The sequence below is a fragment of the Gloeomargarita sp. SKYB120 genome (assembly GCA_025062155.1).
Lineage (GTDB): Bacteria > Cyanobacteriota > Cyanobacteriia > Gloeomargaritales > Gloeomargaritaceae > Gloeomargarita.
In genome coordinates, this window is record JANXAM010000016.1 from 18,248 (window position 1) to 39,345 (window position 21,098).

Below are 21,098 nucleotides of genomic sequence, written 5' to 3' on the forward strand. Positions count from 1 at the left end.
GCTGGCGTTTGACAGTGAATTTATCAGAGTGGGAACAGGCCCTGGCGCAACTGGAAAACGACCTGGCCGCTCTCAAGGCGCGCTATGCCCAGATTCAACAGGCCCGCAGCACCCAGGCGGAATTGCGTCACCGGCAAGCCCACATCCGAGAACACCTGCGCCGCCAGCACGACCGGGAAGCCCAGGAAGAACTGCAACAGATTCAAAAACAACTGGCGGAATTGGAACTGGTTTTAGAAAGCCAACTCATCACGTGGAGCAGCTTCAAGCAACCCTTCTGGCAAGCCGTGCGCTTCGGGGGCCTGGGGATTCTCATCGGCGCCGCCCTGCAACAGTGGTGGTCCAGTGGCCCTTAAAAATCCCTTAAACTTGACCGGAAAATGAGACTTTTGCGAGTATGGTAGTAGCAGTGGATTGGGAGGTGTGCCATGACGCAAGCAACCGTCGAATTGAGACCGATTCCGCGCATTGGGGACCCGGCGCCGGATTTTGAGGTGATGACAACCCACGGGGTGAAGCGATTGTCCGATTACCGGGGGCATTGGGTGGTTTTGTTCTCGCACCCAGCCGATTTTACGCCGGTGTGTACGACGGAAATGGTGGGCCTGGCCAAGCTCAACGAAGAGTTTGAAAAGCGCAACGCTAAGCTGCTGGGACTCAGCGTGGACAGCATTCATTCCCACATTGCCTGGTTGGAAAACATCCGCCAGAATTTTGGGATTGAACTGCCCTTCCCCATCATCGCCGACATTGATATGAAGGTGTCGAGCCTGTACGGGATGATTCACCCAGGGGCCAGTTCCACAGCTACGGTGCGGGCGGTGTTTTTCATTGACCCGGATGGGATTATCCAGGCTTTGATTTACTACCCCCTGACCAACGGGCGCAACCTGGACGAACTCCTGCGCTTGCTGGATTCGCTGCAAACCAGCCGGGAGTACAAGGTGGCGACGCCGGCCAACTGGCACAAGGGCGAACGGGTGATTGAACCGCCCCCGAAGACCGTGGAAGAACTGCACAAGCGGCGGGAAACGCAGTATCCCGAAAAGGTGGACTTCTACCTGGTCAAAAAAGACCTGTAGCCCTGTGCTAAAAAGAGGGGGTTGACGTTTACCAGGGTGCATGGGCGAACCACTCCAGGCCAGCCGGGGCACGCGGGATATTTGGGGGGCGGAAATTCTCCTGTGGCAACGGGTGGAGCAGCAGGCGCGCGAGATTTTGGGACGGGCCAACTACCAGGAAATCCGCACCCCCATTTTTGAGGCCACCGAGCTGTTCAGCCGCGGCATCGGGGAAGGCACTGACATCGTCAGCAAAGAGATGTACACCTTCACCGACCGGAGCAACCGCAGCTTGACGTTACGACCGGAAGGCACAGCGGGAGTGGTGCGCAGCTTCATCGAACACAAGCGGTTTCAGCAGGGGGTGCAGCGGTGCTGGTATCTCGGCCCGATGTTTCGTTATGAACGTCCCCAGGCTGGGCGCTATCGCCAGTTCCACCAGTTGGGGGTGGAGGTATTCGGCAGCGACGACCCGCGCGCGGACGTGGAAGTGATCGCCCTGGCGCTGGAGCTATTGCAGTCATTGCAAGTGACGGCATTGACCTTGGAATTGAACTCAGTCGGCGACCTAGACGACCGGTGCCGTTACCGCGCCGCCCTGGTGGACTATCTCACGCCCTACGCCCAGGAACTAGACCCGGATTCCCAGGTGCGGCTGCACAAAAATCCCCTGCGCATTCTCGACAGCAAAGACCCGAAAACCCAGGCGATTCTGCAGGACGCGCCCCAGTTGCCGGATTACCTGAGTCCAGCGGCGCAGGCCCATTTTGAGCAGGTGCAGGCAGGGTTAGCGGCGCTGGGGTTTACCTATGTGCTGAATCCCCGGCTGGTGCGCGGCTTGGATTACTACACCCGGACGGCGTTTGAAATCACCACGACAGCGTTGGGGGCGCAAGCGGCGGTGGTGGGTGGTGGACGGTACGACGGCCTGGTGGAAACGCTGGGGGGACCGGCGACACCGGCGGTGGGTTGGGCGCTGGGCCTGGAACGACTGGTGACCTTGTTGCAAAAACAGGGAGATGCGACGATACCGGGACCAGAGGTTTACGTGGCGGCGTTTGGGGAAGGAACCGCCATCCTGGCGTTGCAGGTGGCCCAAAAACTCCGGCATTTGGGCTTGCGGGTGGAAATGGATGTGAGTCACAGCCCAGTCGGCAAGCAGCTCAAACGGGCCGATAAGCTGGGGAGTAAAGCCTGTGTGATCATTGGGGAAACGGAAGCGGCGACCGGGCAAATTCTGGTGAAATGGCTGGCGACCGGCGTGCAGGACGTCGTGGCGTTCCCAGCGGGATTTGCCCAGCCCGAGTGGTGGCGAGAAAAGTTGGGGACCGGACCAGCGTGACTGTACCAGCCATTTATCCAGAACTGCATGCCTTCTTAACGGGGATGAACCAAAACCCACCCACGCCCTTGAGCACCACGGAAATTGACCGCCTGATCCGCCGCATTCCCCCCACCTTTAGCGAACTGACGCCCACCGCTTGTGCGATTGCCGTGGAAATCCACAAGCAATTGCATCTGCTCAAAACGGATGTGTTGTTCTGGCAAGCGGCCCGGCAACCGGCGACCCAGACCCAGCGCTATCGCCAAATCCAGCAGCGGTTGGGGATTCTCCAGGGTTATGTGGAGCAGTTATTGAGCCTAGGCGATGGCTAAGCTGCGCGTGGTGTTTTTTGGGACGCCCGATTTTGCGGTGCCCACCCTGACGGCGTTGCTCCAGGAAGCGGACATTCAGGTGCTGGGCGTGGTCACCCAACCGGACCAACCCCAGGGGCGCGGTCAAAAAGTGCAACCATCGCCGGTCAAGCAATTAGCCCAGCAACACCATCTCCCCTGCTGGCAACCGGAGCGATTGCGCCGGGACTTAGAGACCCAAGCCATCCTGCGGGATTTAAGCGCCGATGCGTTTGTGGTGGTGGCCTACGGGCAAATCCTGCCGCCTGACGTGTTGGCCATGCCGCGCTGGGGGTGCATCAACGGCCATGCGTCCCTACTGCCCAAATACCGGGGCGCGGCGCCGATTCAATGGGCCTTGTACCATGGAGAAACCGAAACCGGCGTGACCACGATGCAGATGGATGTGGGGATGGACACCGGCCCGATATTGCTGCAACGAGCAGTGCCGGTTGATCTCTTCACCACCCTACCGGAACTATGGACCCGATTGGCCCAACTGACGGCTGAGTTGCTGGTGGAAACCCTGCACCGGTTGCCGACGTTGACCCCCCTTTCCCAGGACGATAGCCAAGCCAGCTATGCCCCCCTGTTGCGTCCCGAGCATTACGTTTTGGACTGGCGGCGTCCGGCGCTGGCGTTGCACAACCAGGTGCGGGGCTTTTATCCCGAGTGCTTTGGCGTGTTCCGGGGCCAGCGCGTCAAAGTCCTGCAAACGATTCCCCTAGCGCCCCCCCTCTTGACGACCGTGTTGGAGCGATTTCCCAACCTAACGCTCCCAGAATTGCCTACCCAGGCCCCGCCGGGAACCGTGGTCGCGCTGGTCAAAACCTTCGGACCCGTGATCGCCACCGGCGAGGGTCATCTACTGTTGCAGACGGTGCAACCCGCAGGGAAACGGGTGATGGCCGCCAGTGATTGGGTCAACGGTCTGCGCTTGGAAATAGGGGAGAAGTGGGCGGTGCTTCCCCCCCTGGACATCCACACCACCTAGTACAGGTTTTCTTCTTGGTGGGTGAGAATGGTGCAATCACCTGTGGGATAGGCCACGCAGGTCAGCACGTACCCTTGACTGATTTGGTCGTCATCCAGGAAGGATTGGTCGGATTGGTCAGGAGCGGCCCCTTCCAGCAACTTTCCGGCGCAAGTCGAGCAGGCGCCCGCCCGGCAAGAGTAAGGCAAATCTAACCCAGCTCTTTCCGCCGCATCCAAGATGTACTCATCATCAGGGCAGTCAATGGTGGTATCGATCCCCAGATCGGGATTGACCAAACGCACCTTGTACGTCGCCATAGGAGATTCTCCTCTGAATGAATGGTCGAAGACAGGGGATACACCCCATTCATCACCATAGAACGGATAACGCCACTTGTCCGCACTCAATGGGATTTGTAATCAAACGCGGATTTATCCCTAGGTTTTCTTATAGGTGGCCTGGGAGTTGGGTTATCAAGGCGACAGGAACCCCATGCATCGTCATGTCATCTACAATGCTGAGCATCCGTTGGGTCGCAGGGCACAGTAAGGGGCTTAGCCTGATTCGCACATCGTCGTTGAGCAATAAGGGGTGCGGTCACGCTGGCTACAATGGCAATCACAGGTGGACAAACGCCCATGACCACGCCTTCGCGCTTCGGGTTTAGCCAGATTCTCCAGACGTTTTATGCTGGTCAAGCGGTGGTGAAACCCGGCGCCCGCGTCCCCAAGTTATTGATTTACTACCCCGATACGCCGGAGCCGGAGGTCATTCCCCTAGTGGCGGACCAGTATTTTTTGGGGCGCAGCCGGCGCAATTGCGATATTCCCGTGCGGTCGGAGTTGGTGAGCCAGGTGCATGCCCTACTGCAACGGCAGGGACGCCGCTACGTTTGGGTGGACCAAAAATCCACCAATGGCACCTACTACCGGCGGCGGCCAATTCAGCAACACGTTTTGCGTCATGGCGACCGTTTGACCCTAGGGCCGCCCGAACTGGCGGAAGTGGTGCGCGTCGTGTACGATGACCCACCCCCCTGGTACGTGCGCACGGTGCGTTACGGGTTGGGGGGACTGGGGTTGGGCGTGGCGGCGCTGACGACCTGGGTGGCAATCGAGTGGCAAAAGGTTGACGTCACGCCGTTGCCCAGTGGCGCCCAGGGGCCGCTGGTGATTGTCGCACGCGATGGCAAAACTCCATTGACATCGCCCTGGAACCAAGACCACCGGGAACTTCCCCAGCTTGAAGATTTTTCGCCCTACCTGCCCAAGGCGGTGATTGCGTCGGAAGACAGCCGGTTCTACTGGCACCCCGGCGTGGACCCAATTGGCATCCTGCGGGCGATGGTGGTGAATCTCACCAGCGGGGAGGTGCGAGAAGGCGGCAGCACGATTACCCAGCAGGTGGCGCGCAGCCTGTTCCGGGAATACGTGGGCACGGAAGACTCCGTCGGGCGCAAGTTGCGGGAGATGGTGGTGGCTTTGAAGCTGGAAGCGCACTATGACAAAAAAACCATCCTGACGGTGTATTTGAATAAGGTGTATCTGGGGGTGGCGGGGTATGGGTTTGAAGACGCGGCGCGGTTCTATTTCGACAAGTCAGCGCGGGACTTGACCCTAGCGGAAGCAGCGACCCTGGTGGGGATGTTGCCGGCCCCCAACCGGTTTAACCCGGTCAAGGACTACGATACTGCTTTGGCGTTGCGCAACCGGGTGATTGACCGGATGGAAGCCCAAGGGATGATTACGGCGATGGAGGCCAAACGCGCCCGCCGCTCTCGCATCGAAATCAGTCCCAAGGCCAGGGCGAACCTGCAAAGTTCGTTGGCTCCCTACTTCTACGACACGGTGATGGCCGAACTGCAACAACTGCTAGGGCAACGGCTGGCGCAGGAGGGCAATTTCATCGTGGATACGACGCTGGATGTGTCGCTGCAAAAGCGGGCGCAACAACACCTGGCACGGTTTGTCGCCAACTACGGGTCGCGCTATGGCTTTGACCAGGGGGCGCTGGTGACCATGGATGCGCAAACGGGCGGGATTTTAGCCCTGGTGGGGGGCCGAGATTACCGGCAAAGTCAGTACAATCGCGTGACACAGGCCCAGCGGCAACCCGGTTCCGTGTTTAAGGTGTTTGTCTACGGCGCGGCGCTGGAGCAGGGGATTTCACCAGCAACGGTGCTGGACTGTGCGCCGCTGGTGTGGCAAGGGGTGGCCTTTGCCGGGTGCCGTTCCGGGAGTACGCCGTTGGATTTGACCCAAGGGTTGGCCTGGTCAGAAAACGTGATCGCGCTGCGCTTGGCGCAACAGGTGGGATTGCCGGCGGTGGTGGCCTGGGCGCGGAAATTGGGGATTACGTCGCCCTTGAACCCAGTGCCAGGGCTGGTACTAGGTCAGAGCGAAGTGACGCCCCTGGAGTTAACCGCTGCGTTTGCTGTCTTAGCCAACCAGGGCGTTAGAACAGTTCCCCATACCATTTACCGCATCCGCGACAGCAGCGATTGTACCGACCGCAGCCGCCCGGAGACCTGTCGGGAGATCTACCGTGCGCCGGGGGGTCAACCGGTGATAGCGCCGGAAGTCGCCATGACCCTAACCCACATGTTGCAAGCCGTGGTGACCCAAGGAACGGGTCGGGCTGCGTTTTTAGGACGGGGCGAAGCAGGCAAAACGGGTACCACCAACGACGCGCGGGATATGTGGTTTGTGGGCTACATCCCGGGGGGCTTGGTGACGGGCATATGGCTGGGCAATGACCAGAACCAGCCCACGCGGGGAAGCAGTGGTTTGGCGGCCCAACTCTGGGGGGAGTACATGGGCGGGTTATGACGGCACCCGTGTTTGGCCAGATGCGGCGGCGCTTGGCGCTGTGGTACACGGGGGTAACGGCGGTGCTAGTGGTGCTGTTTGCCGTGGCTGGCTATGGCTATGTGCAGGCGACCTTGAGCGAGCGCATTGACGACACGTTAGACCACGTGGTGGAGGTGGTGCGGGCCACATTACCAGCAACCCCACCGGTATGGCCCACGGATGTGGATGAAGACCAGGTGGCGCTGGAATGGTTTGCCCCAACGGGTGAGCGACTGTGGAGCACGCTGGATATGACGGTGGTGCCGCCGCTGCATCCCGGGCCCTGGCGAGAAACGGTGAGCATTGGGGGTGGGGAAGCGCTGCGCCAGGTCACGCAACCCATCTACCGGGACGGCGAGTTGTTGGGCTATGTGCGAGTCAGTCATCCCTGGTTTGAAGTCACCAAACCCATCCGCCAGTTGGTGCGGGATTTAACGGTGGGCGGGATAGTGGCCCTGGCGCTGGTGGGCATCGCGGGCTGGTTCCTAGCGGGATTGGCGCTTGCGCCGGTGCGACAGTCGTACCAGCAGTTGGAGCAGTTCACCGCTGATGCGTCCCACGAGCTGCGCAGTCCCCTGGCGAGCTTGCAGATGAACTGGGAGTTGCTCCACAGCCAGTACGGCGACCAGCCCCAAATCCGCGCGATGGGCCATCTCATTCAACGCTTGGGACGCTTGGTGGACGATTTGTTGTTCCTGGCGCGACAGGACACCCAGGGCATGGGCGCGGGCGAACCCTGCGTTGTGAATGAGGTGGTCAAGGACGTGCTCGCCGAACAAGGGGCGCTGGCTGCAGCTAAAGGGGTGCACATCCAGGTGGAACCGGCTCCAGAAACCTTGCTGGTCTGGGGCAATCGCCAGCAGTTGCTACGCTTGTTGACCAATGTGGTACGCAATGCCTGGCAATACACGCCGCCGGGGGGCCAGGTCACGGTGCGCAGTCGCAGTGAAGGGCAGGACGTGGTGATAGAAATTCAAGATACGGGCATCGGCATTCCCCCCCAGGAGTTGCCGCGGGTGTTTGACCGGTTTTACCGGGTAGACCGGGCGCGGGAATGGGGAGGTGGCACCGGCTTGGGGTTGGCCATTGCCCGCAGTATTGTCCAGGCGCACCGGGGCACCATTCACCTGCACAGCCAACCGGGACAGGGGACGCTGGTGACGATCACGCTTCCCCGCTTCAAAGGGGCAACTCATCGGGAGCCGGCAACCCAGCGGTCACACCCAAATTCAACAACGCCGCCCAACTATCGTCTCTGACGCCAGCATCCCCATCCTGCAAACCAGCACGCAGGGCTTCCACCACCTGTAAATAGAGCGCTTCCGGCAATTGCTCGACCGGCAACTGTCCCAACGCCCACGTGCAATTGCTCCGCACCGCCGCCACCGGGTCCTGTTGCAACGTGTGACAGAGCACCGGTACCACCTGGGGGATGAGCGCCGGATGGGCTTGCAACAGGGGAACCAGCGCACTGGCCGCCCACAGCCGCACCGCCGGAATATCGCCTTGCAGCGCTTGGAGCACGGTCGTCACCGCTTGCGCATCCCGGCTGTACCCCAGCGCCCAGATGATCCCTTTGCGCACATAGCCATTGGCTTCTTGGCGCCACTGCTGAATCAGTGGTTGCACTGCGGCAGGGGTGGGATTGCGGCCCAGGGCATAGGCCGCGCTCAACCGCACCAGGGGACAGGCATCCTGTAGCAAGGGAATCAACCGTTCACCCGCCCGCTCATCCTGGAGTTCACAAAACGCCCGCGCTGCCTGCATCCGTTGCCAGGGGTCGGCAGCCGTCAATTGCGCCAGCATGGCCTCCGGGTCGGGTTGCGGCGTTTCTGGCCAATCATCCAGGGGACTGGCCCAGTCGGGGGCGTCGTCGCTGAACATCGCCTGCACAGTTGAGCGCCTGAGGTGAACCCATTATAGAATCTAACCCTGGCGTATCCCCCGGTACTGCATCTGCCGGCGCAGGGCAAACTTGCGGGTGAGATGGGGAATATCGCCCCGGTGCCCGACCACAATAAGCGTATCCCCCGCCTGGATAACCGTGTGCCGGTCAGGATCTTTGATCAACGTGCCATCAGCTCGGCGCAGCGCCACCACAATAAACGCCCGGTCCCCCCGCACTTCCACATCGGCAACGGTTTGATTCACCAGCGCGCAGTTTTCCGGCACCAGCAGTTCATCCATGCGCAGGTGAATTTCCCCCAAGACTTCGTTAATCGTGCTCCGACCATCATTGCGGTCGAAAAAATCCAGCGTGGCCGGGTGGGTAATCAAATAGGCCAAGCGCAACGCCCCGATGGTGGCCGGCAACACTACATGGTCTGCCCCTGCTAGACGGAGCTTGCGTTCGGTGGCTGGAAATTCCCCCCGCGCCAGGATGGTCAACTTCGGGTTTAATCCCCGCGCCGTCAGCGTCACAAACACATTCAGCGCGTCATCCGGCAAGACGGTAGCCAACGCCCGCGCCCGCTGCACCCCCACCCAAATCAACGTTTCTTCATCTTCAGCATTACCCAAATGCGCCAGATAGCCGTGTTCTGTGGCTTCACGGATCCGTTCTTCGTTGTAATCCACGATGATTAGGGGCAAACCTGACCCGCGCACCCGTTGCGCCAGAATCTGTCCCATGCGCCCGTAGCCACAGATGATCACGTGGTCCGTGAGTTCCATAATTTTCTGGTTCATACGTTGCGACTCCAAGACTTGCTGAATTTCGCCTTCGGTGACAAATTGCACCAGGGCGCCGATCATCCCCACCACCGTCACGCTGCCCAGGATAATCATCAGCATAGTAAAAAGCCGTAATGTTGGTGTATTGATAGGCCGCACTTCCCCGTACCCAATCCCAAAAATGGTAATCACCACCATGTACAGGGCATCCAGCAGGGGCCAGCCTGCGAGCAGCCAGTAGCCCAGCACCCCTACCACCAGCAATCCCACAAACGCCAGCACAAAAAATATCAGGTTGCGTAACCCTGGCGACACCCACCAGTGTTCCCGCACGAAACGGGGGTTCATGAGCGTGGTCAGGGAGCGACGTGGCATGAGCGTTCCCCCAAAGGCCTTTGCCTACGATGCTAACGACAAATTCCCTAGTGTTGACGGTTAGTTATCGCAGGTGTACCATTCACTAGTCGCTGGACAAAACTATTTAACTGATCAGGGTTAGTAACCACTGCTAAAACCGGTGGTCTAAAACACCCTTTAATCAAGGGGCGGCACCCATTCAAACAGTAAGCAACGGCTTTGCATATGGGGTGACCGTTGTTTCAGATAGAGTAACTCAATACCCACGACATAGCCCTTCTCATCATAGTCCAGGATTCAGCCTGGTGCGACCTCTTCAGATGAATAGGCCGGTGTCTCATTTAGGTTGAGATAGAGCGCATTCGCTTGTTCATCAACTTTTAACTTCATCAGAGCTTCCTCCTACGATCAAAAAAGCAGTGACGACATGGGGTGGCTGCTTCCGCCTATTAACAATGACCCGTAAAGTGCGATTACCAAACTCTGGAATAGGTGCTATAGCAAAAAACATTTGAGCTGGCGTGTTTGAGCAGCGGGCAAGGCAAAAGCGTCAAGGCCTCTAGTTGTAGCTCATGCCAAACATTGTGTGCTTAGCTATAGGCGGTGTTCAAGGTCTGCACAACAGCATCATCCTCTACTTGTTCAGGATAAAACAAAACCCGTTCTAGCCACTCTAGAGCAATTTGCCGCTTAACCAGAACGTCACGCGCGGGTCGAGTGAGAACGTAGTTCATTACAGCTAAGCCACTTCCAGCGGTGGGACTTTGCCCTGCGACCCTAAGAACTGACAACTGTACTCAGCTATAGCAATAGCTTTATCGCACGCTCCGGCGGTCATAAATTTTCCACGTATCTTCCACGCGCCGCAGGTCAAACCGGTACGTGTCACGGTCAATTTTGCGCTGGCGTAAACGGCCCCGGCGATACATGCTCAATTCCTCTTGAACCGCGACATCTAGGATCATCCGGTCGGGCGTAGAACTGAGCACGCGCAGCAGGCGGATTTGTTTATCGCCATAGCGATAATACACCTGGTTTTTGCGCAGCCAATCCACCGAGCCGTTGGGTTTGGAGACATCATGCCAGGCCGGTCCTGTGAGAAAATTTGCCGCCAAATCCAGGTCGTAAGGGGGTGCAAAAATGGTCTTTTTCGCTTCCAACCAGGCCTCAATTAGCGCTAGAGCTTCCTGCTCCGTCAATACGGATGGGGGACTGGGCGCTACAGCAACCTTACTCCCACCACCACCGCTGGCTGGCGTTGGGGTTGCTACTGGCTGCGTCCCTTGGTCTGACGGCGCTGAACTGGGTCGTGACAGCACAAACAGAATGGCTCCTCCACCGACAATGACCCCTAAACTCAAGCCCAAGATGAGCAAGAGCACCCCCTGGGAAGGACGGGCATCCGGTTGGGGGCGAGTTGCCAAAACTGGCATCACTTCTGTTGGCGCCAAGGCTGCTGGAGCCAAGACCGCTAGCACTTGTCCTGCATGAAGAAACTCCCCAGCCAGCATCCGCTGCAGCGTTTGTTTGAGTAAGGGCGTCACACCCGCCGGACACAGGTCTTGCCAGGACGCATCCACTTTGGTTGGGGGATAACCCGTCAACAAGGTGATTGCCGCCCGCGCCAGGGCCACCACATCCTGTTGGGGTGTAGCTGTCGGGGAAATACGGGTTGGCGGCGCTAGGAAACACCCCTGGCTGGTTTGGTGAATGGTGGATAAATTCACGTTTCCATGGGCCTGCTGGCGGTCATGATAGGACTGGAGTTGCGCGAGAACTTGCTGCAACAGCGTCGTAACCTGGGATTCGCTCAAGGGTTGCCCGTCCCGCTCCAAGAGAATTTGCCGGTAGGAAATGGCCGCCACCGCCCGACGTACCCGTGACTCCCCTTCTCCCAGTTTAACCGGGCAAATAGCGGGCCAATAAAGGACGCAATTTCTCAATCGTCGCCGCCGGCACCTTATCCAGGGGGGTCAAAATCGCGTTTTTCAACGCCCGGTGCGCTTTGGATGCGGGGGGCGATTGGGCAATGCGCCGCACTGCTTCCCGAATTACCGCCTGGGCATTGGTCACATTTTGCTGCAGGTTGGCAATGACCATCTCCACGGACACGCTGGCGTGCTCCGGATGCCAACAGTCGTAATCAGTAGCCAGCGCCAACGTTGCATAGGCAATCTCTGCTTCGCGGGCGAGCTTGGCTTCCGGCAAGTTGGTCATGCCGATGACGGTGGCCCCCCACTGGCGATAGAGTTCCGATTCGGCGCGGGTGGAAAAGGCCGGCCCTTCAATGCACACATACGTCCCGCGCGGATGCACCGTCACCCCTGGCAGGTTCAACGCTTGGATAGCGTCCACCAGGACTTGGGCCAGCGCCGGGCACACGGGCTGTTCAAAGGTGATATGGGCGACAATCCCCTCGCCAAAAAACGTGGAAATCCGGTTGCGCGTGCGGTCAATGAACTGATCCACCACCACCAAATCCAGGGGTTTGACTGATTCCTGTAACGACCCCACTGCCGACACCGAAATGATGTATTCCACCCCCAGTAATTTCATGGCGTAGATATTGGCGCGGGCAGGCAATTCCGTCGGCAACAGATGGTGATGACGGCCATGACGCGCCAGAAAGGCCACCGGTGTCCCGTCCAACTTCCCAATCAAAAACGCATCCGATGGGTCGCCAAACGGGGTCGGGATGTGATGTTCCTCCACATCGGTGAGGGCTTCCATCTGGTACAACCCGCTACCGCCGATGATGCCAATCTTGACCTGGGGAAGCGCCATAGGTTTTGCCTGGGACAATTTGGTTGTACTGTAGCACGGCTTGGGGAACTCTGAACGGCTCCGCCCGTCTCAGTAGCCAGTATTGCGCTCAAGGTTTCACAACCGTGATGGATATATTTTTGTTGCCAGTCCTGCTAGGGCTGGTGGTGGTCATTCCTGTCGTGCGTCCAATGGCGGTGCCCCAGTCGCTCATGTCGGCAGAACTCAACCTGACACCGACCCAGCAACAGCGGCTTCAGGAAATTCACACCCGCGCCCAGGATAACGCTTTAGCCCTGCTCACGCCCGACCAGCAAGCCCAGTGGACGCCCGACAGCCTCTGGCAGAACACCTCGCATCTCGACTTGACCCCGGAACAGCGCCGACAACTAGCGGCTTTACGCCTGCGCACCCTGAGTCAGATGTACCAGGTGCTTACTCCCGCCCAGCGGCAACAGTGGCAGGCGCAGCGTTAGGCAACCCCGGTCGCAACGTTAGATACAAGGCGGCACCCACCGCAGGTAGTAGCATCAGCGCTAACCACCCTCGGTGCGTAAGACCCCGGCGTTGTAGGTCATCCCAGGCCGCCACTGGAAACAACAGCCACAGCAGGGTGAAATCCAAACTCATTACGTGGATAAACCGGTTGGTTTGAAACGCATCCCACCAGTCCGCCCAGCTCCCCTGTGCCAGACCATACAGCAGCAAGCCCAGCGACAATAGCAACCACACCCCGCCCACGATACGGCTGTTCCAAACGCGCAACAGGAGCGATTCCGACCCTTGCCAGCGGGGAAACGGGCGGCGCAACGCCAAGTAGGGCAATAGGGCAAACGCGCCCACCGCAAACGACAGCGTGACAAACGGCCAGGCCGGAATTTTTTGCCCACGTCCATCCGTGAGCAACACACTGGCGTACATGCCCGGCCACACCCCCATGAGATTGAACAGGGCCACCACCAGGGGATTCACGCCTTCCACCTGAAACTGAATCAAACGCTGGATGAATTCCCACGTATCGGGTTGCGGCGGCGGCGCTCCCAGAAATGCATAGCTCACAAACCCCAGCCACAACAGCCCTAATCCCAGTTGTTGCCAGCGCATCGCGGTATCCCCTTGACCGTCTCTAACGTAGCACAAGGATTTCCAGTAACATAAAGAACCTACAGCGCTTGCGAGTGACCCCATGCCCTACTTCCCCCCGCGCCAGACCACGTACAACTATTTGCAGCATCTTGTCTTGATGTACGGTCATGCCAGTCAACCCTGGACCATAGCCGATTTACAGTTTTATGTCGCCCATCAATCCCCTAGCGGCGTCTGGCACGATTGGTTGTTTGATTCCTTTTTGTTCTTGAATATCACCAGCCGCAATGGCCGGGATTATCGCGCCGATATTAATGTGGGTACGACCATGAGTGGGGAAGGGGATTTTTTTGCCGTGTGTTCCCCCCAACCCGCCGGCGTCCAAGAGTGGGAAGAACTCCTGGATTTTTACGCCGCTACCTTGCGCACCCTAGACCAAACCATTGCCGAATTGCTCCCCCATATCCCCACCCCTTTACCCCACAAGCGCAATGCCGTTTTGATGATTCCCTATCCCCACATTACCCAGACTGATTTTGGCTACCAGGGCTGGAATTTTTCCACCCAAGGGCAGAATCTCGACCGTGCCACCCGTCAGCGTCTAGCGGCTTGCCAATGGTTTATCAGTGAACTCCAAAAACGCTTGCCCCGTCTCAATTACGTCCATATTTTGGGGATGTATTGGATGTTTGAAACCGTGTTTCGTTGCTGGGATGTGGACGACCACTGGTTGCTCAAAGAACTACGCCGGTTTATTCATCAGATGGGGTGGGCCTTTTTCTGGATTCCCTTCTACAGCACCTACAACATTCACCTGCTGGATGATTACCAAAACTATTACTTTGACGTGGCCTTTTTGCAACCCAATTACATGTTTTATCAACGGGGGGTGAATCTGGCCCAAGCCGCCCAAGCTGCCCAGCAACGGGGAGCCGGTATTGAAATGGAATACTACCTGGAACTGGATGAACCCATTGCCGTGCAGGGCGAACGCCAGCGGCGCTTTCGGGAATATCTCAACGGGGGCGTTCTCTACGGCTACATGACCGAATCGGCCTGCGCGTACTTTCTCGGGCAACGGTCACTAGAGCGCATGGCGGTGCATGACGACCCCCAAGAGCGGGAATTTTACCAAGATATTTATGATTTTTTACGGGGCACCTACACGCCGAAACCGCTACCTTAAATGTGAGGGGATTGACCGATGCACCATGCCGCCCGAAACCGTACCCACCGAAATCCTGCTCAACCCTTCCACGGAACCCCTGGGGGAGTTTCTGTTGCCCAACCAACCCCAACCGGGTCACGCGGTGGAAGTCAACGGCCAGCTCTATACGGTTTTGGAACGCCGCCATCGCTACCAATACCGGGGAGGACGCTACCAACTCCACAAAATGGCTCTGCTGGTGCAAATCGCGCATCCCGACCGCAACCGCTGGCGGGGCAAATGGATCATTGGCGATGGACGCTGTAAATACAATGCCCTATCAGAATTGATACGCTGTGCTGTAAATCCCTTGGGGCCATGCCAAGGCTGTGCGAGTTTTGAGCCGGCTTCCGGTACAATCGCAGATGGCGCGTCGGGCAAATAAATTGCGGTGTTAGATATTAGATTGATTCGGGAGCAGCCGGAACAGGTGGCGGCGCGGTTGGCGACCCGTCAGGTAGATATTGATTTGCAACCCATCCTAGCGTTGGACGCCCAGGTGCGCCAGCGGGAAAAGCAGCGGTCCCAGCTCCAGGCCGAAAGCAATGAGATTGGCAAGCAGGTGGGGCAACTGATGCGCCAGGGGGCTGACCCAGAAACGGTGGCGAAACTGCGGGAGCGGGGGCAAGAAATTAAACATATCCTGGCAACGCTAGAGCAAGAAGAACGGGAACTGCGACACCAACTGCAGGAATGGCTTTTGCAATTGCCGAATTTACCTGCGCCAGATGTGCCCGTCGGGAGTGATGAAACGGCGAATGTGGAATGTTATCGCTGGGGGGATGAATACAAACCAAAAACCGACGTGTTGCCCCACTGGGAAATTGCGGAGAAATTGGGGATTTTGGAGACGGAACGAGCCACTAAAATTGCCCAGAGCCGGTTTGTGACCCTGTGGGGGGCGGGAGCGGAACTGGAGCGGGCCTTGATTCAATGGATGCTGGCGCAACATATCGCGCGGGGCTATGTGGAAGTTTTGCCGCCTTTTTTGGTCAACAGTCAAGCACTCACTGGCACGGGTCAATTGCCCAAATTTGCCCAGGAAAGTTTTGCTTGTCGGGATGACGATTTGTGGCTGATTCCTACGGCGGAAGTCCCTGTCACTAATCTCTACCGGGATGAAATTTTAAGCGCTGAACAATTGCCGATTTATCACTGTTCCTGGACGCCTTGTTTTCGCCGGGAAGCCGGAAGTTATGGCCGGGATACGCGGGGACTCATTCGCCTGCACCAGTTCAATAAGGTAGAGCTGGTCAAAATTGTGCGTCCCGAAACATCTCCCCAGGAACATGAGCAATTGGTGCGGGATGCGGCGGTGTTATTGGAAGCGCTGAAATTGCCTTACCGGGTGGTGGAATTGTGTACGGGAGATTTGGGGTTTGGGGCGCAAAAGTGCTTTGATTTGGAGGTGTGGTTGCCGTCGCAGAACATGTACCGGGAAATTTCCAGTTGCTCCAACTTTGGCGATTTCCAGGCGCGGCGGGCAAGCATTCGCTACCGCGAACCAGGAAAAAAGGGAACGGAATTTGTGCATACGCTCAACGGTTCGGCGCTGGCGGTGGGACGGACCATGGCGGCGATTCTGGAACACTATCAACGTCCGGACGGTCGCATTCAAGTCCCAGAAGTGTTGCAACCGTTCTTGGGGCGAGACGTGCTATGAAGTTGGGGGATTGGTTTGGCTTAATCGTTATACTGATCGCCCTGTATATCCTGTGGGAAATCCGGTTTTTGTTGCTATTGGTTTTTGCGGCGGTGGTGCTGGCGGTTGCCTTGGATGGCGCGGTGAATTTTCTGCGGCGGTGGAAAATTTCCCAGGGGGTAGCCATTGCCATTACGATGCTGACGTTGTTGGGCTTAATTACCACTTTAATTAGCCTGCTGGTGCCCCCCTTCAGTAAAGAGTTTGAAGAGTTGGTCAAGCTGTTGCCCAAGGGGTTTCAAGCTCTAGCCCGCTGGTCAGAAGATTTACAAATGCGGCTGTTTGGTGAAGAGATACTGGACATCGCGGCCAATGGAGATTTCTTGCGCCAATTGCAGGCGTTATTGCGTCCGGTTTTGGGGCAATGGGTCAATTTCTTTTTTGATACGATTGGCGGGGCTTTATCTGTCATTTTAATCCTGGTGCTAGCCGTGATGTTTCTTGCTGATCCAGGCACCTATCGCCGGGGATTTATTCGGCTTTTCCCATCCTTTTATCGCAACCGGGTGGATACCATCTTGCGGCGCTGTGAAGTGAGTTTGCGGTCCTGGATGGTGGGGGCGCTCACCGCCATGTCGGTGGTGGGAATTTTGAGTTTTACTGGCCTGTCCATCTTGCGGGTTCGCCTAGCCTTTGCCCATGCCTTGATTGCCGGTTTGTTTAATTTGATTCCCAACATTGGCCCGACGGTGAGTTTGATTCCCCCGACGGTGGTAGCCGCCTTAGATGCACCCTGGAAAGCTATTGCAGTGGTGATTTTGTATTTTCTGATCCAGCAAACGGATGCTTACTTGGTCACGCCCTATGTGATGTCCCAGCAGTTAGCATTGCCCCCCGCTTTAACGCTGATAGCTCAGATTTTTTTCACGACGTTTTTGGGGTTGCCGGGGTTGATTCTGGCGCTGCCCTTGCTGGTGGTGTGCCGGGTCTGGATTGAAGAAGCTTTGATTAAGGACGTGCTGGACCCGTGGCAACAGCGCCGGTGTTAGCCCGCAGCCAGGTTTCGATGCCCTGGGCCAGGGTTTGCGCCAGTTGCCGTTGCGCCTGGGGATTCACGATCCATTCAAACTCCTGGGGGTGAATCATAAAGCCCAGTTCCAACAAGACGGCGGGGCAAATCGTAGGACGGGTCAGGGCGAGATTTCCCCAGAAAACCCCGTAGCTGGGACGCCGGGCGTGCTGGGTCAGGTAGTTGTGCAAAAAAATGGCCATGTCTTGACTCTGGGGGTGATACCAAAACGCGCCGATGCCCTGGGTAGCCCAGACGTCGCCCGCATCCGGTAGGGCATTGTAGTGCAGGCTGAGGGCCAGATGGGGTTGCAGCTCCTGGATCATTCGCACCCGTTCGGCCAAAGGGACGTCTATATCCTGAGTGCGGGTGAGAAGGACATCGGCTCCCCGTCGTCGCAACTGCTCCGCCAGTAGCAGGGCGATTTGCAAGTTCACCTGCTTTTCGGGGGTGCCATCTGGCCCCAAGGCTCCCAGATCGTCCGGCCCCCCGTGCCCAGGGTCAAGCAGGATGCGAATGCCCTGAAGCGAATGGGCGGCCAAACGGGGCGGATGCCGGATGCTGAGGATCAACACACTGTCCTGGTAGCGAACGCGATAGCCCCAGGCTTGGGGTGTGGGCAAATAAAAGCTGTAGCGGATGTGGGTGGGCGCTGCCTGTTGCCAGGTAAAGGAACGCACGGCGGGGCTGGGGTCCAAGCGAATGAAATCCGTCTGGGCAGTGGCGTGCCACAGGGTGAGGTGCAACGCACCGGGTTCCTGGTGAATTTCGATGGGGATGGGCGTCGCCAGGGGAAAATAGATGTCCGTCCAGTCGGGTTGGATAACCGTGCGCACGCCCCGGATGGGGGTCTGGGGTAAGTTAGTGCTCGGTTGAATGCTCACTTGGCGGCGCTGGACCCAGCCCCCGTAGCGCAGGCGTAACCAATCCCCTTCCCAACCTGTGATTTGGTCTTGCGTGCCGGCGGGCAAGGGCGTCAAGCGGGAGTGGTCGGTGCTCGGGCCGGTGCGGGCAATCCCTTCGGTTTGGAGTATGGCAATGTCTAGGCGATTGGGGTCGAGAATGGTCACAGTACCAGGACTGCGCCAGGTTTGCGTTCCCCAGACCAGTTCCGGTTGTCCCCACGTGCCTGGCTGGTCAATTCGTAAACAACCGCGGTAAAGAGCTGGCGCAACACCTGGGGGTTGACCATCAAGCAAAACGGCGGCGTTATCCCAGGGTTGCGAACTGGGCACTGGCGACAATTCCACCTGCCACGCACCCAACCGCACCTGCAGCGGCGCAACTGGCGGCGAAACCACGGCCTGAAAACACAGGGGTTCACCGGGCAAACGGGCGACATCCACTGCCGGCGCTAAGGGAGTCGTCTGCACCACCGGAGCGACCCGCTGGACGGTCAACGCTAGGGTCTGGGAACCCGCCTGCACCGTGATCCGGTTATCCCCCAGCGCCAGGGGAACCGAAGGCGCAAAGTGACCGGCTGTTGAGCGTTTGACCGGTTCCCCATTGACCCAGACTGGTTCGCGGGGGTCGTGGGTGCCAATCACAAAAATGCGGGGCGCTGTCGTCTGATGACCAGGGGGTGGGTACACCACACGCAGGGCCTGCACCGGTTGCGCGACCAATAGGACAAGGCCCCCTAGCCACCCACGTCCCACTACCGGCGCCGGGGCACTTTCGCCAGGAAGTCCAACTCCTGCACGCGCACAGTTGTAGTGGGTTGAGGTCTGGTATCTAATTGCTTTGCCAAGGAACGGTAAAGTGCTGGGTCGCCCGCTTTGGGGAACACTTGCCGGCGCGTTTGGGATTGCTGCTGGTAGAAACGAATCAGCACATAATTCCAATCAATAAAGCCAATGCCTTCCTTCGCGCGATAATTGCCGTCGTAACGGGGCGTGACCAGGTTAAACGGACGGCCTTGCATCCGGCGGCGCTGGTAGGGCACCACGTTATCGCCAAAGTTTTCCGTGTATTCGTCGCTATCTACCAGTTCATTTACAAAACCGCGAAACCCCTGGGTGGCAATACGAATCGACCAGGCAATCGTTTCTTCTTTGTTGTAGGCGGCTCGTCCCAGAATCCGCCGCAAGCAAATGTCCACCAACCGGTAATTATTATTGGGTTCCACCACCAGCCGGTAGAACGGGTCCGACTGCGCCAAACCCCGAATGAAATCCCGCACGGTAATAGCTCGGTTTTTCAACTGGGACTCTAAGGTCACTTGGCGACAGGCTTGTAAAATCACATGCTCGCTAAAAATTTGCCGGTAAGCCGCCCAAATCAGGGCATCCATTTCATCTGGTGTACTGACATCTTCCAGACGGTAAATGCGCGGGCTGTCTTCGTTCATCTCGGCACGGCCAAAGTCCCGCACCCGATGGTTTTGCGTCGTCGGTCGGTAGGCAAGCAACGGTAACGTCATGGACACCAACTCCAGTCAGGGACTTCCTTCAGCGTAGGTCAAGGGGTTCCCCACCGTCCCCAAAAGTAACACAATGTTAAGTTAGTCCGAGGGGGAGCGGCGGCGTAAAAACTGGCCGAGCTGCACCGCCTGGGCCATCCCCTGTAACAGCAACAGCCCAAAGCCAATCAAGGGCAAAGTTTTCACCCAGTAGCGCGGGAGGCCGCCAGGGTCAGGGGATTGTTCACCCATTTGCCAGGAGGCCATGACAGGAGGAACCGTCACCCAAAGCAGCAGGGCGGCAAAGGGCAACAGAAACAGGAGCGTTCCCCACAGGTCGATCCAGGCGCGGCGGCGTTCTGACCAGCGGTTGTACAGCACATCGACCCGCACATGGCCGTTGTGATGGAGAGTGTAGGCAGCCCCCAGCAGGAAAATCGCGCTGAATAAGTACCACTGCAATTCCAAAAAAGCGTTGGAGCTGAGATTGCGGCCAACGGCCCGGCCCACGTAGCGACCGACCACATTCCAGGCTCCCACCAGCACCAGCAGGGGAACCAAGGCCATGGCGACTTGACCGGCCCGCTGACTTAAACGGTTAATCCACAACACCCAGCGCATGTCCCCAGCATAGCCTGTTGCCAGGTGTGATTCAAGATTGTTAATATAACTAATGCGTCAACGATGGGGTGTCGCCAAGTGGTAAGGCAGCTGGTTTTGGTCCAGCCATTCCGAGGTTCGAATCCTTGCACCCCAGTTCTTCTCCGGCTTTAGATGAGCGCCCGTCCAGTCCTGGCCCTGGATTTTGACGGGGTTTTGTGCAACGGCTTAAACGAATACTTCACCGTCAGCGCGGCGGTCTATCGCCAGTTGTGCCCAGAAGTCGGCTGCACGGGCCGTCTAGAGTCGTTTCGGGAAGCGTTTTACCAATTGCGACCGGTGGTGACCCATGGCTGGGAAATGCCGTTGCTGTTGCATGGGTTGGTGATGGGTGCAGACCCGCAAACCCTAGCGAGTGATTGGCCCCAGGTGCAACAACAGCTACTGGCGGAAACGGGGTGGTCGCCCCAGGAACTCGGCCAAGCGGTGGATAGCACGCGCGATGCCTGGATTGCCCAGGATGAAAAGGGGTGGTTGGCCTTGCACACGTTTTATCCTGGCGTGGTGGCCCAGGTGCAGCGGTGGCTCACGCAAGCCCCATTCCAGCCCGTGATTGTGACGACCAAGCAGGAGCGATTTGTGCAGGCGCTGTGGCAAGGTGTGGGAGTGACTTGGCCGGCGGAATGGCTCTACGGAAAAACCCAGGGAGAACCCAAGACGACTACACTGCAACGGTTGCA

At 58.1% G+C, this 21,098-nt stretch carries 22 protein-coding genes and 1 tRNA gene; 14 read left to right on the forward strand and 9 right to left on the reverse strand.

Features of this window, described 5'->3' with window-relative positions; all coding sequences use genetic code 11:
- Positions 1-8 precede the first annotated feature (8 nt).
- The 5 genes from NZ705_07255 (at position 9) to fmt (ending at position 3,729) form a co-directional block, all read left to right on the forward strand.
- Complete coding sequence (locus NZ705_07255) at positions 9-356, forward strand: hypothetical protein (protein ID MCS7292753.1); 348 nt, start codon at positions 9-11, stop codon at positions 354-356.
- A gap of 72 nt (positions 357-428) precedes the next feature.
- On the forward strand, positions 429-1,082 hold the full coding sequence (locus NZ705_07260) for a peroxiredoxin (GenBank protein MCS7292754.1): 654 nt from the start codon (positions 429-431) through the stop codon (positions 1,080-1,082).
- 40 nt (positions 1,083-1,122) lie between these two features.
- A complete protein-coding gene (gene hisS, locus NZ705_07265; GenBank protein ID MCS7292755.1) occupies positions 1,123-2,403 on the forward strand; it encodes a histidine--tRNA ligase in 1,281 nt (426 codons plus the stop codon).
- On the forward strand, positions 2,400-2,717 hold the full coding sequence (patD, locus tag NZ705_07270) for a heterocyst frequency control protein PatD (protein ID MCS7292756.1): 318 nt from the start codon (positions 2,400-2,402) through the stop codon (positions 2,715-2,717). Before hisS ends, patD begins: the two co-directional genes overlap by 4 nt.
- Entirely contained in the window at positions 2,710-3,729 is a 1,020-nt protein-coding gene (gene fmt / locus NZ705_07275) for a methionyl-tRNA formyltransferase (GenBank protein MCS7292757.1), read from the forward strand. The genes patD and fmt overlap by 8 nt, the downstream gene beginning before the upstream one ends.
- Here fmt and NZ705_07280 read toward each other — a convergent pair.
- Positions 3,726-4,028: a 2Fe-2S iron-sulfur cluster-binding protein gene (locus tag NZ705_07280; GenBank protein MCS7292758.1), complete on the reverse strand. Its 303-nt coding sequence runs from the start codon at positions 4,026-4,028 to the stop codon at positions 3,726-3,728. The two genes, fmt and NZ705_07280, sit on opposite strands and share 4 nt — an antisense overlap.
- A gap of 321 nt (positions 4,029-4,349) precedes the next feature.
- Here NZ705_07280 and NZ705_07285 point away from each other — a divergent pair, with 321 nt between their 5' ends.
- Together NZ705_07285 and NZ705_07290 are read left to right on the forward strand one after the other, a co-directional pair.
- Positions 4,350-6,539 (forward strand): PBP1A family penicillin-binding protein, encoded by a 2,190-nt coding sequence (locus NZ705_07285; GenBank protein MCS7292759.1) that lies wholly within the window; start codon positions 4,350-4,352, stop codon positions 6,537-6,539.
- Positions 6,536-7,819, forward strand: a complete 1,284-nt coding sequence (locus NZ705_07290; protein MCS7292760.1) for a HAMP domain-containing histidine kinase — start codon at positions 6,536-6,538, stop codon at positions 7,817-7,819. Before NZ705_07285 ends, NZ705_07290 begins: the two co-directional genes overlap by 4 nt.
- On the opposite strand, the gene NZ705_07295 is transcribed toward NZ705_07290, so the two are convergent.
- The 4 genes from NZ705_07295 to NZ705_07310 all read right to left on the reverse strand — a co-directional run bounded on the left by NZ705_07295 (position 7,740) and on the right by NZ705_07310 (position 12,374).
- A complete protein-coding gene (locus NZ705_07295) occupies positions 7,740-8,444 on the reverse strand; it encodes a HEAT repeat domain-containing protein (GenBank protein MCS7292761.1) in 705 nt (234 codons plus the stop codon). The two genes, NZ705_07290 and NZ705_07295, sit on opposite strands and share 80 nt — an antisense overlap.
- A gap of 42 nt (positions 8,445-8,486) precedes the next feature.
- Positions 8,487-9,608 (reverse strand): potassium channel protein, encoded by a 1,122-nt coding sequence (locus NZ705_07300; GenBank protein MCS7292762.1) that lies wholly within the window; start codon positions 9,606-9,608, stop codon positions 8,487-8,489.
- A 797-nt stretch (positions 9,609-10,405) separates the two neighbouring features.
- Complete coding sequence (locus tag NZ705_07305) at positions 10,406-11,455, reverse strand: ARC6/PARC6 family protein (GenBank protein MCS7292763.1); 1,050 nt, start codon at positions 11,453-11,455, stop codon at positions 10,406-10,408.
- A gap of 34 nt (positions 11,456-11,489) precedes the next feature.
- Positions 11,490-12,374, reverse strand: coding sequence for an S-methyl-5'-thioadenosine phosphorylase (locus tag NZ705_07310; GenBank protein MCS7292764.1), 885 nt, complete (start codon positions 12,372-12,374; stop codon positions 11,490-11,492).
- Between the two features lie 107 nt (positions 12,375-12,481).
- On the opposite strand from NZ705_07310, the gene NZ705_07315 reads away from it, so the two are divergent.
- Positions 12,482-12,829 carry a hypothetical protein gene (locus tag NZ705_07315; protein ID MCS7292765.1) on the forward strand — a complete coding sequence of 116 codons (348 nt, stop codon included), beginning with the start codon at positions 12,482-12,484 and terminating at the stop codon, positions 12,827-12,829.
- Here NZ705_07315 and NZ705_07320 read toward each other — a convergent pair.
- A complete protein-coding gene (locus NZ705_07320; GenBank protein ID MCS7292766.1) occupies positions 12,789-13,457 on the reverse strand; it encodes a hypothetical protein in 669 nt (222 codons plus the stop codon). The genes NZ705_07315 and NZ705_07320 overlap by 41 nt on opposite strands.
- 82 nt (positions 13,458-13,539) lie before the next feature.
- Between NZ705_07320 and NZ705_07325 the strand changes: the two genes are divergently transcribed.
- Genes NZ705_07325 through NZ705_07340 form a run of 4 tightly spaced genes read left to right on the forward strand, consistent with a single transcriptional unit; the run spans position 13,540 to position 17,337 of the window.
- The gene (locus tag NZ705_07325; GenBank protein ID MCS7292767.1) at positions 13,540-14,625 is read left to right on the forward strand and encodes a DUF4855 domain-containing protein; all 1,086 of its coding nucleotides are present in this window, start codon (positions 13,540-13,542) and stop codon (positions 14,623-14,625) included.
- Positions 14,626-14,650: 25 nt separating this feature from the next.
- Positions 14,651-15,031, forward strand: a complete 381-nt coding sequence (locus tag NZ705_07330; GenBank protein MCS7292768.1) for a DUF6464 family protein — start codon at positions 14,651-14,653, stop codon at positions 15,029-15,031.
- 6 nt (positions 15,032-15,037) lie between these two features.
- Positions 15,038-16,309, forward strand: a complete 1,272-nt coding sequence (gene serS, locus NZ705_07335) for a serine--tRNA ligase (GenBank protein MCS7292769.1) — start codon at positions 15,038-15,040, stop codon at positions 16,307-16,309.
- The gene (locus NZ705_07340) at positions 16,306-17,337 is read left to right on the forward strand and encodes an AI-2E family transporter (GenBank protein ID MCS7292770.1); all 1,032 of its coding nucleotides are present in this window, start codon (positions 16,306-16,308) and stop codon (positions 17,335-17,337) included. Before serS ends, NZ705_07340 begins: the two co-directional genes overlap by 4 nt.
- Here the strand turns inward: NZ705_07340 and NZ705_07345 are convergent.
- The 3 genes from NZ705_07345 to NZ705_07355 all read right to left on the reverse strand — a co-directional run bounded on the left by NZ705_07345 (position 17,297) and on the right by NZ705_07355 (position 20,379).
- Positions 17,297-19,015, reverse strand: a complete 1,719-nt coding sequence (locus NZ705_07345) for an N-acetylmuramoyl-L-alanine amidase (protein ID MCS7292771.1) — start codon at positions 19,013-19,015, stop codon at positions 17,297-17,299. The two genes, NZ705_07340 and NZ705_07345, sit on opposite strands and share 41 nt — an antisense overlap.
- Entirely contained in the window at positions 19,015-19,779 is a 765-nt protein-coding gene (locus tag NZ705_07350; GenBank protein ID MCS7292772.1) for a phycobilisome rod-core linker polypeptide, read from the reverse strand. Before NZ705_07350 ends, NZ705_07345 begins: the two co-directional genes overlap by 1 nt.
- An 81-nt stretch (positions 19,780-19,860) precedes the next feature.
- Entirely contained in the window at positions 19,861-20,379 is a 519-nt protein-coding gene (locus NZ705_07355; GenBank protein MCS7292773.1) for a TRAP transporter small permease subunit, read from the reverse strand.
- Between the two features lie 64 nt (positions 20,380-20,443).
- Between NZ705_07355 and NZ705_07360 the strand changes: the two genes are divergently transcribed.
- Together NZ705_07360 and NZ705_07365 are read left to right on the forward strand one after the other, a co-directional pair.
- A tRNA-Gln gene (locus NZ705_07360) sits at positions 20,444-20,515 on the forward strand.
- 17 nt (positions 20,516-20,532) lie between these two features.
- On the forward strand, positions 20,533-21,098 hold a 566-nt coding region (locus NZ705_07365; GenBank protein ID MCS7292774.1), incomplete at its 3' end, for a hypothetical protein.

Bases quoted from the DNA above. Each gene is read 5' to 3' on its own strand.
- NZ705_07260 (MCS7292754.1), top strand. From the start codon at position 429: ATGACGCAAGCAACCGTCGAATTGAGACCGATTCCGCGCATTGGGGAC.
- hisS (MCS7292755.1), top strand. From the start codon at position 1,123: ATGGGCGAACCACTCCAGGCCAGCCGGGGCACGCGGGATATTTGGGGG.
- fmt (MCS7292757.1), top strand. From the start codon at position 2,710: ATGGCTAAGCTGCGCGTGGTGTTTTTTGGGACGCCCGATTTTGCGGTG.
- NZ705_07280 (MCS7292758.1), bottom strand. From the start codon at position 4,028: ATGGCGACGTACAAGGTGCGTTTGGTCAATCCCGATCTGGGGATCGAT.
- NZ705_07285 (MCS7292759.1), top strand. From the start codon at position 4,350: ATGACCACGCCTTCGCGCTTCGGGTTTAGCCAGATTCTCCAGACGTTT.
- NZ705_07290 (MCS7292760.1), top strand. From the start codon at position 6,536: ATGACGGCACCCGTGTTTGGCCAGATGCGGCGGCGCTTGGCGCTGTGG.
- NZ705_07295 (MCS7292761.1), bottom strand. From the start codon at position 8,444: ATGTTCAGCGACGACGCCCCCGACTGGGCCAGTCCCCTGGATGATTGG.
- NZ705_07300 (MCS7292762.1), bottom strand. From the start codon at position 9,608: ATGCCACGTCGCTCCCTGACCACGCTCATGAACCCCCGTTTCGTGCGG.
- NZ705_07310 (MCS7292764.1), bottom strand. From the start codon at position 12,374: ATGGCGCTTCCCCAGGTCAAGATTGGCATCATCGGCGGTAGCGGGTTG.
- NZ705_07315 (MCS7292765.1), top strand. From the start codon at position 12,482: ATGGATATATTTTTGTTGCCAGTCCTGCTAGGGCTGGTGGTGGTCATT.
- NZ705_07320 (MCS7292766.1), bottom strand. From the start codon at position 13,457: ATGCGCTGGCAACAACTGGGATTAGGGCTGTTGTGGCTGGGGTTTGTG.
- NZ705_07325 (MCS7292767.1), top strand. From the start codon at position 13,540: ATGCCCTACTTCCCCCCGCGCCAGACCACGTACAACTATTTGCAGCAT.
- NZ705_07330 (MCS7292768.1), top strand. From the start codon at position 14,651: ATGCCGCCCGAAACCGTACCCACCGAAATCCTGCTCAACCCTTCCACG.
- NZ705_07340 (MCS7292770.1), top strand. From the start codon at position 16,306: ATGAAGTTGGGGGATTGGTTTGGCTTAATCGTTATACTGATCGCCCTG.
- NZ705_07350 (MCS7292772.1), bottom strand. From the start codon at position 19,779: ATGACGTTACCGTTGCTTGCCTACCGACCGACGACGCAAAACCATCGG.
- NZ705_07355 (MCS7292773.1), bottom strand. From the start codon at position 20,379: ATGCGCTGGGTGTTGTGGATTAACCGTTTAAGTCAGCGGGCCGGTCAA.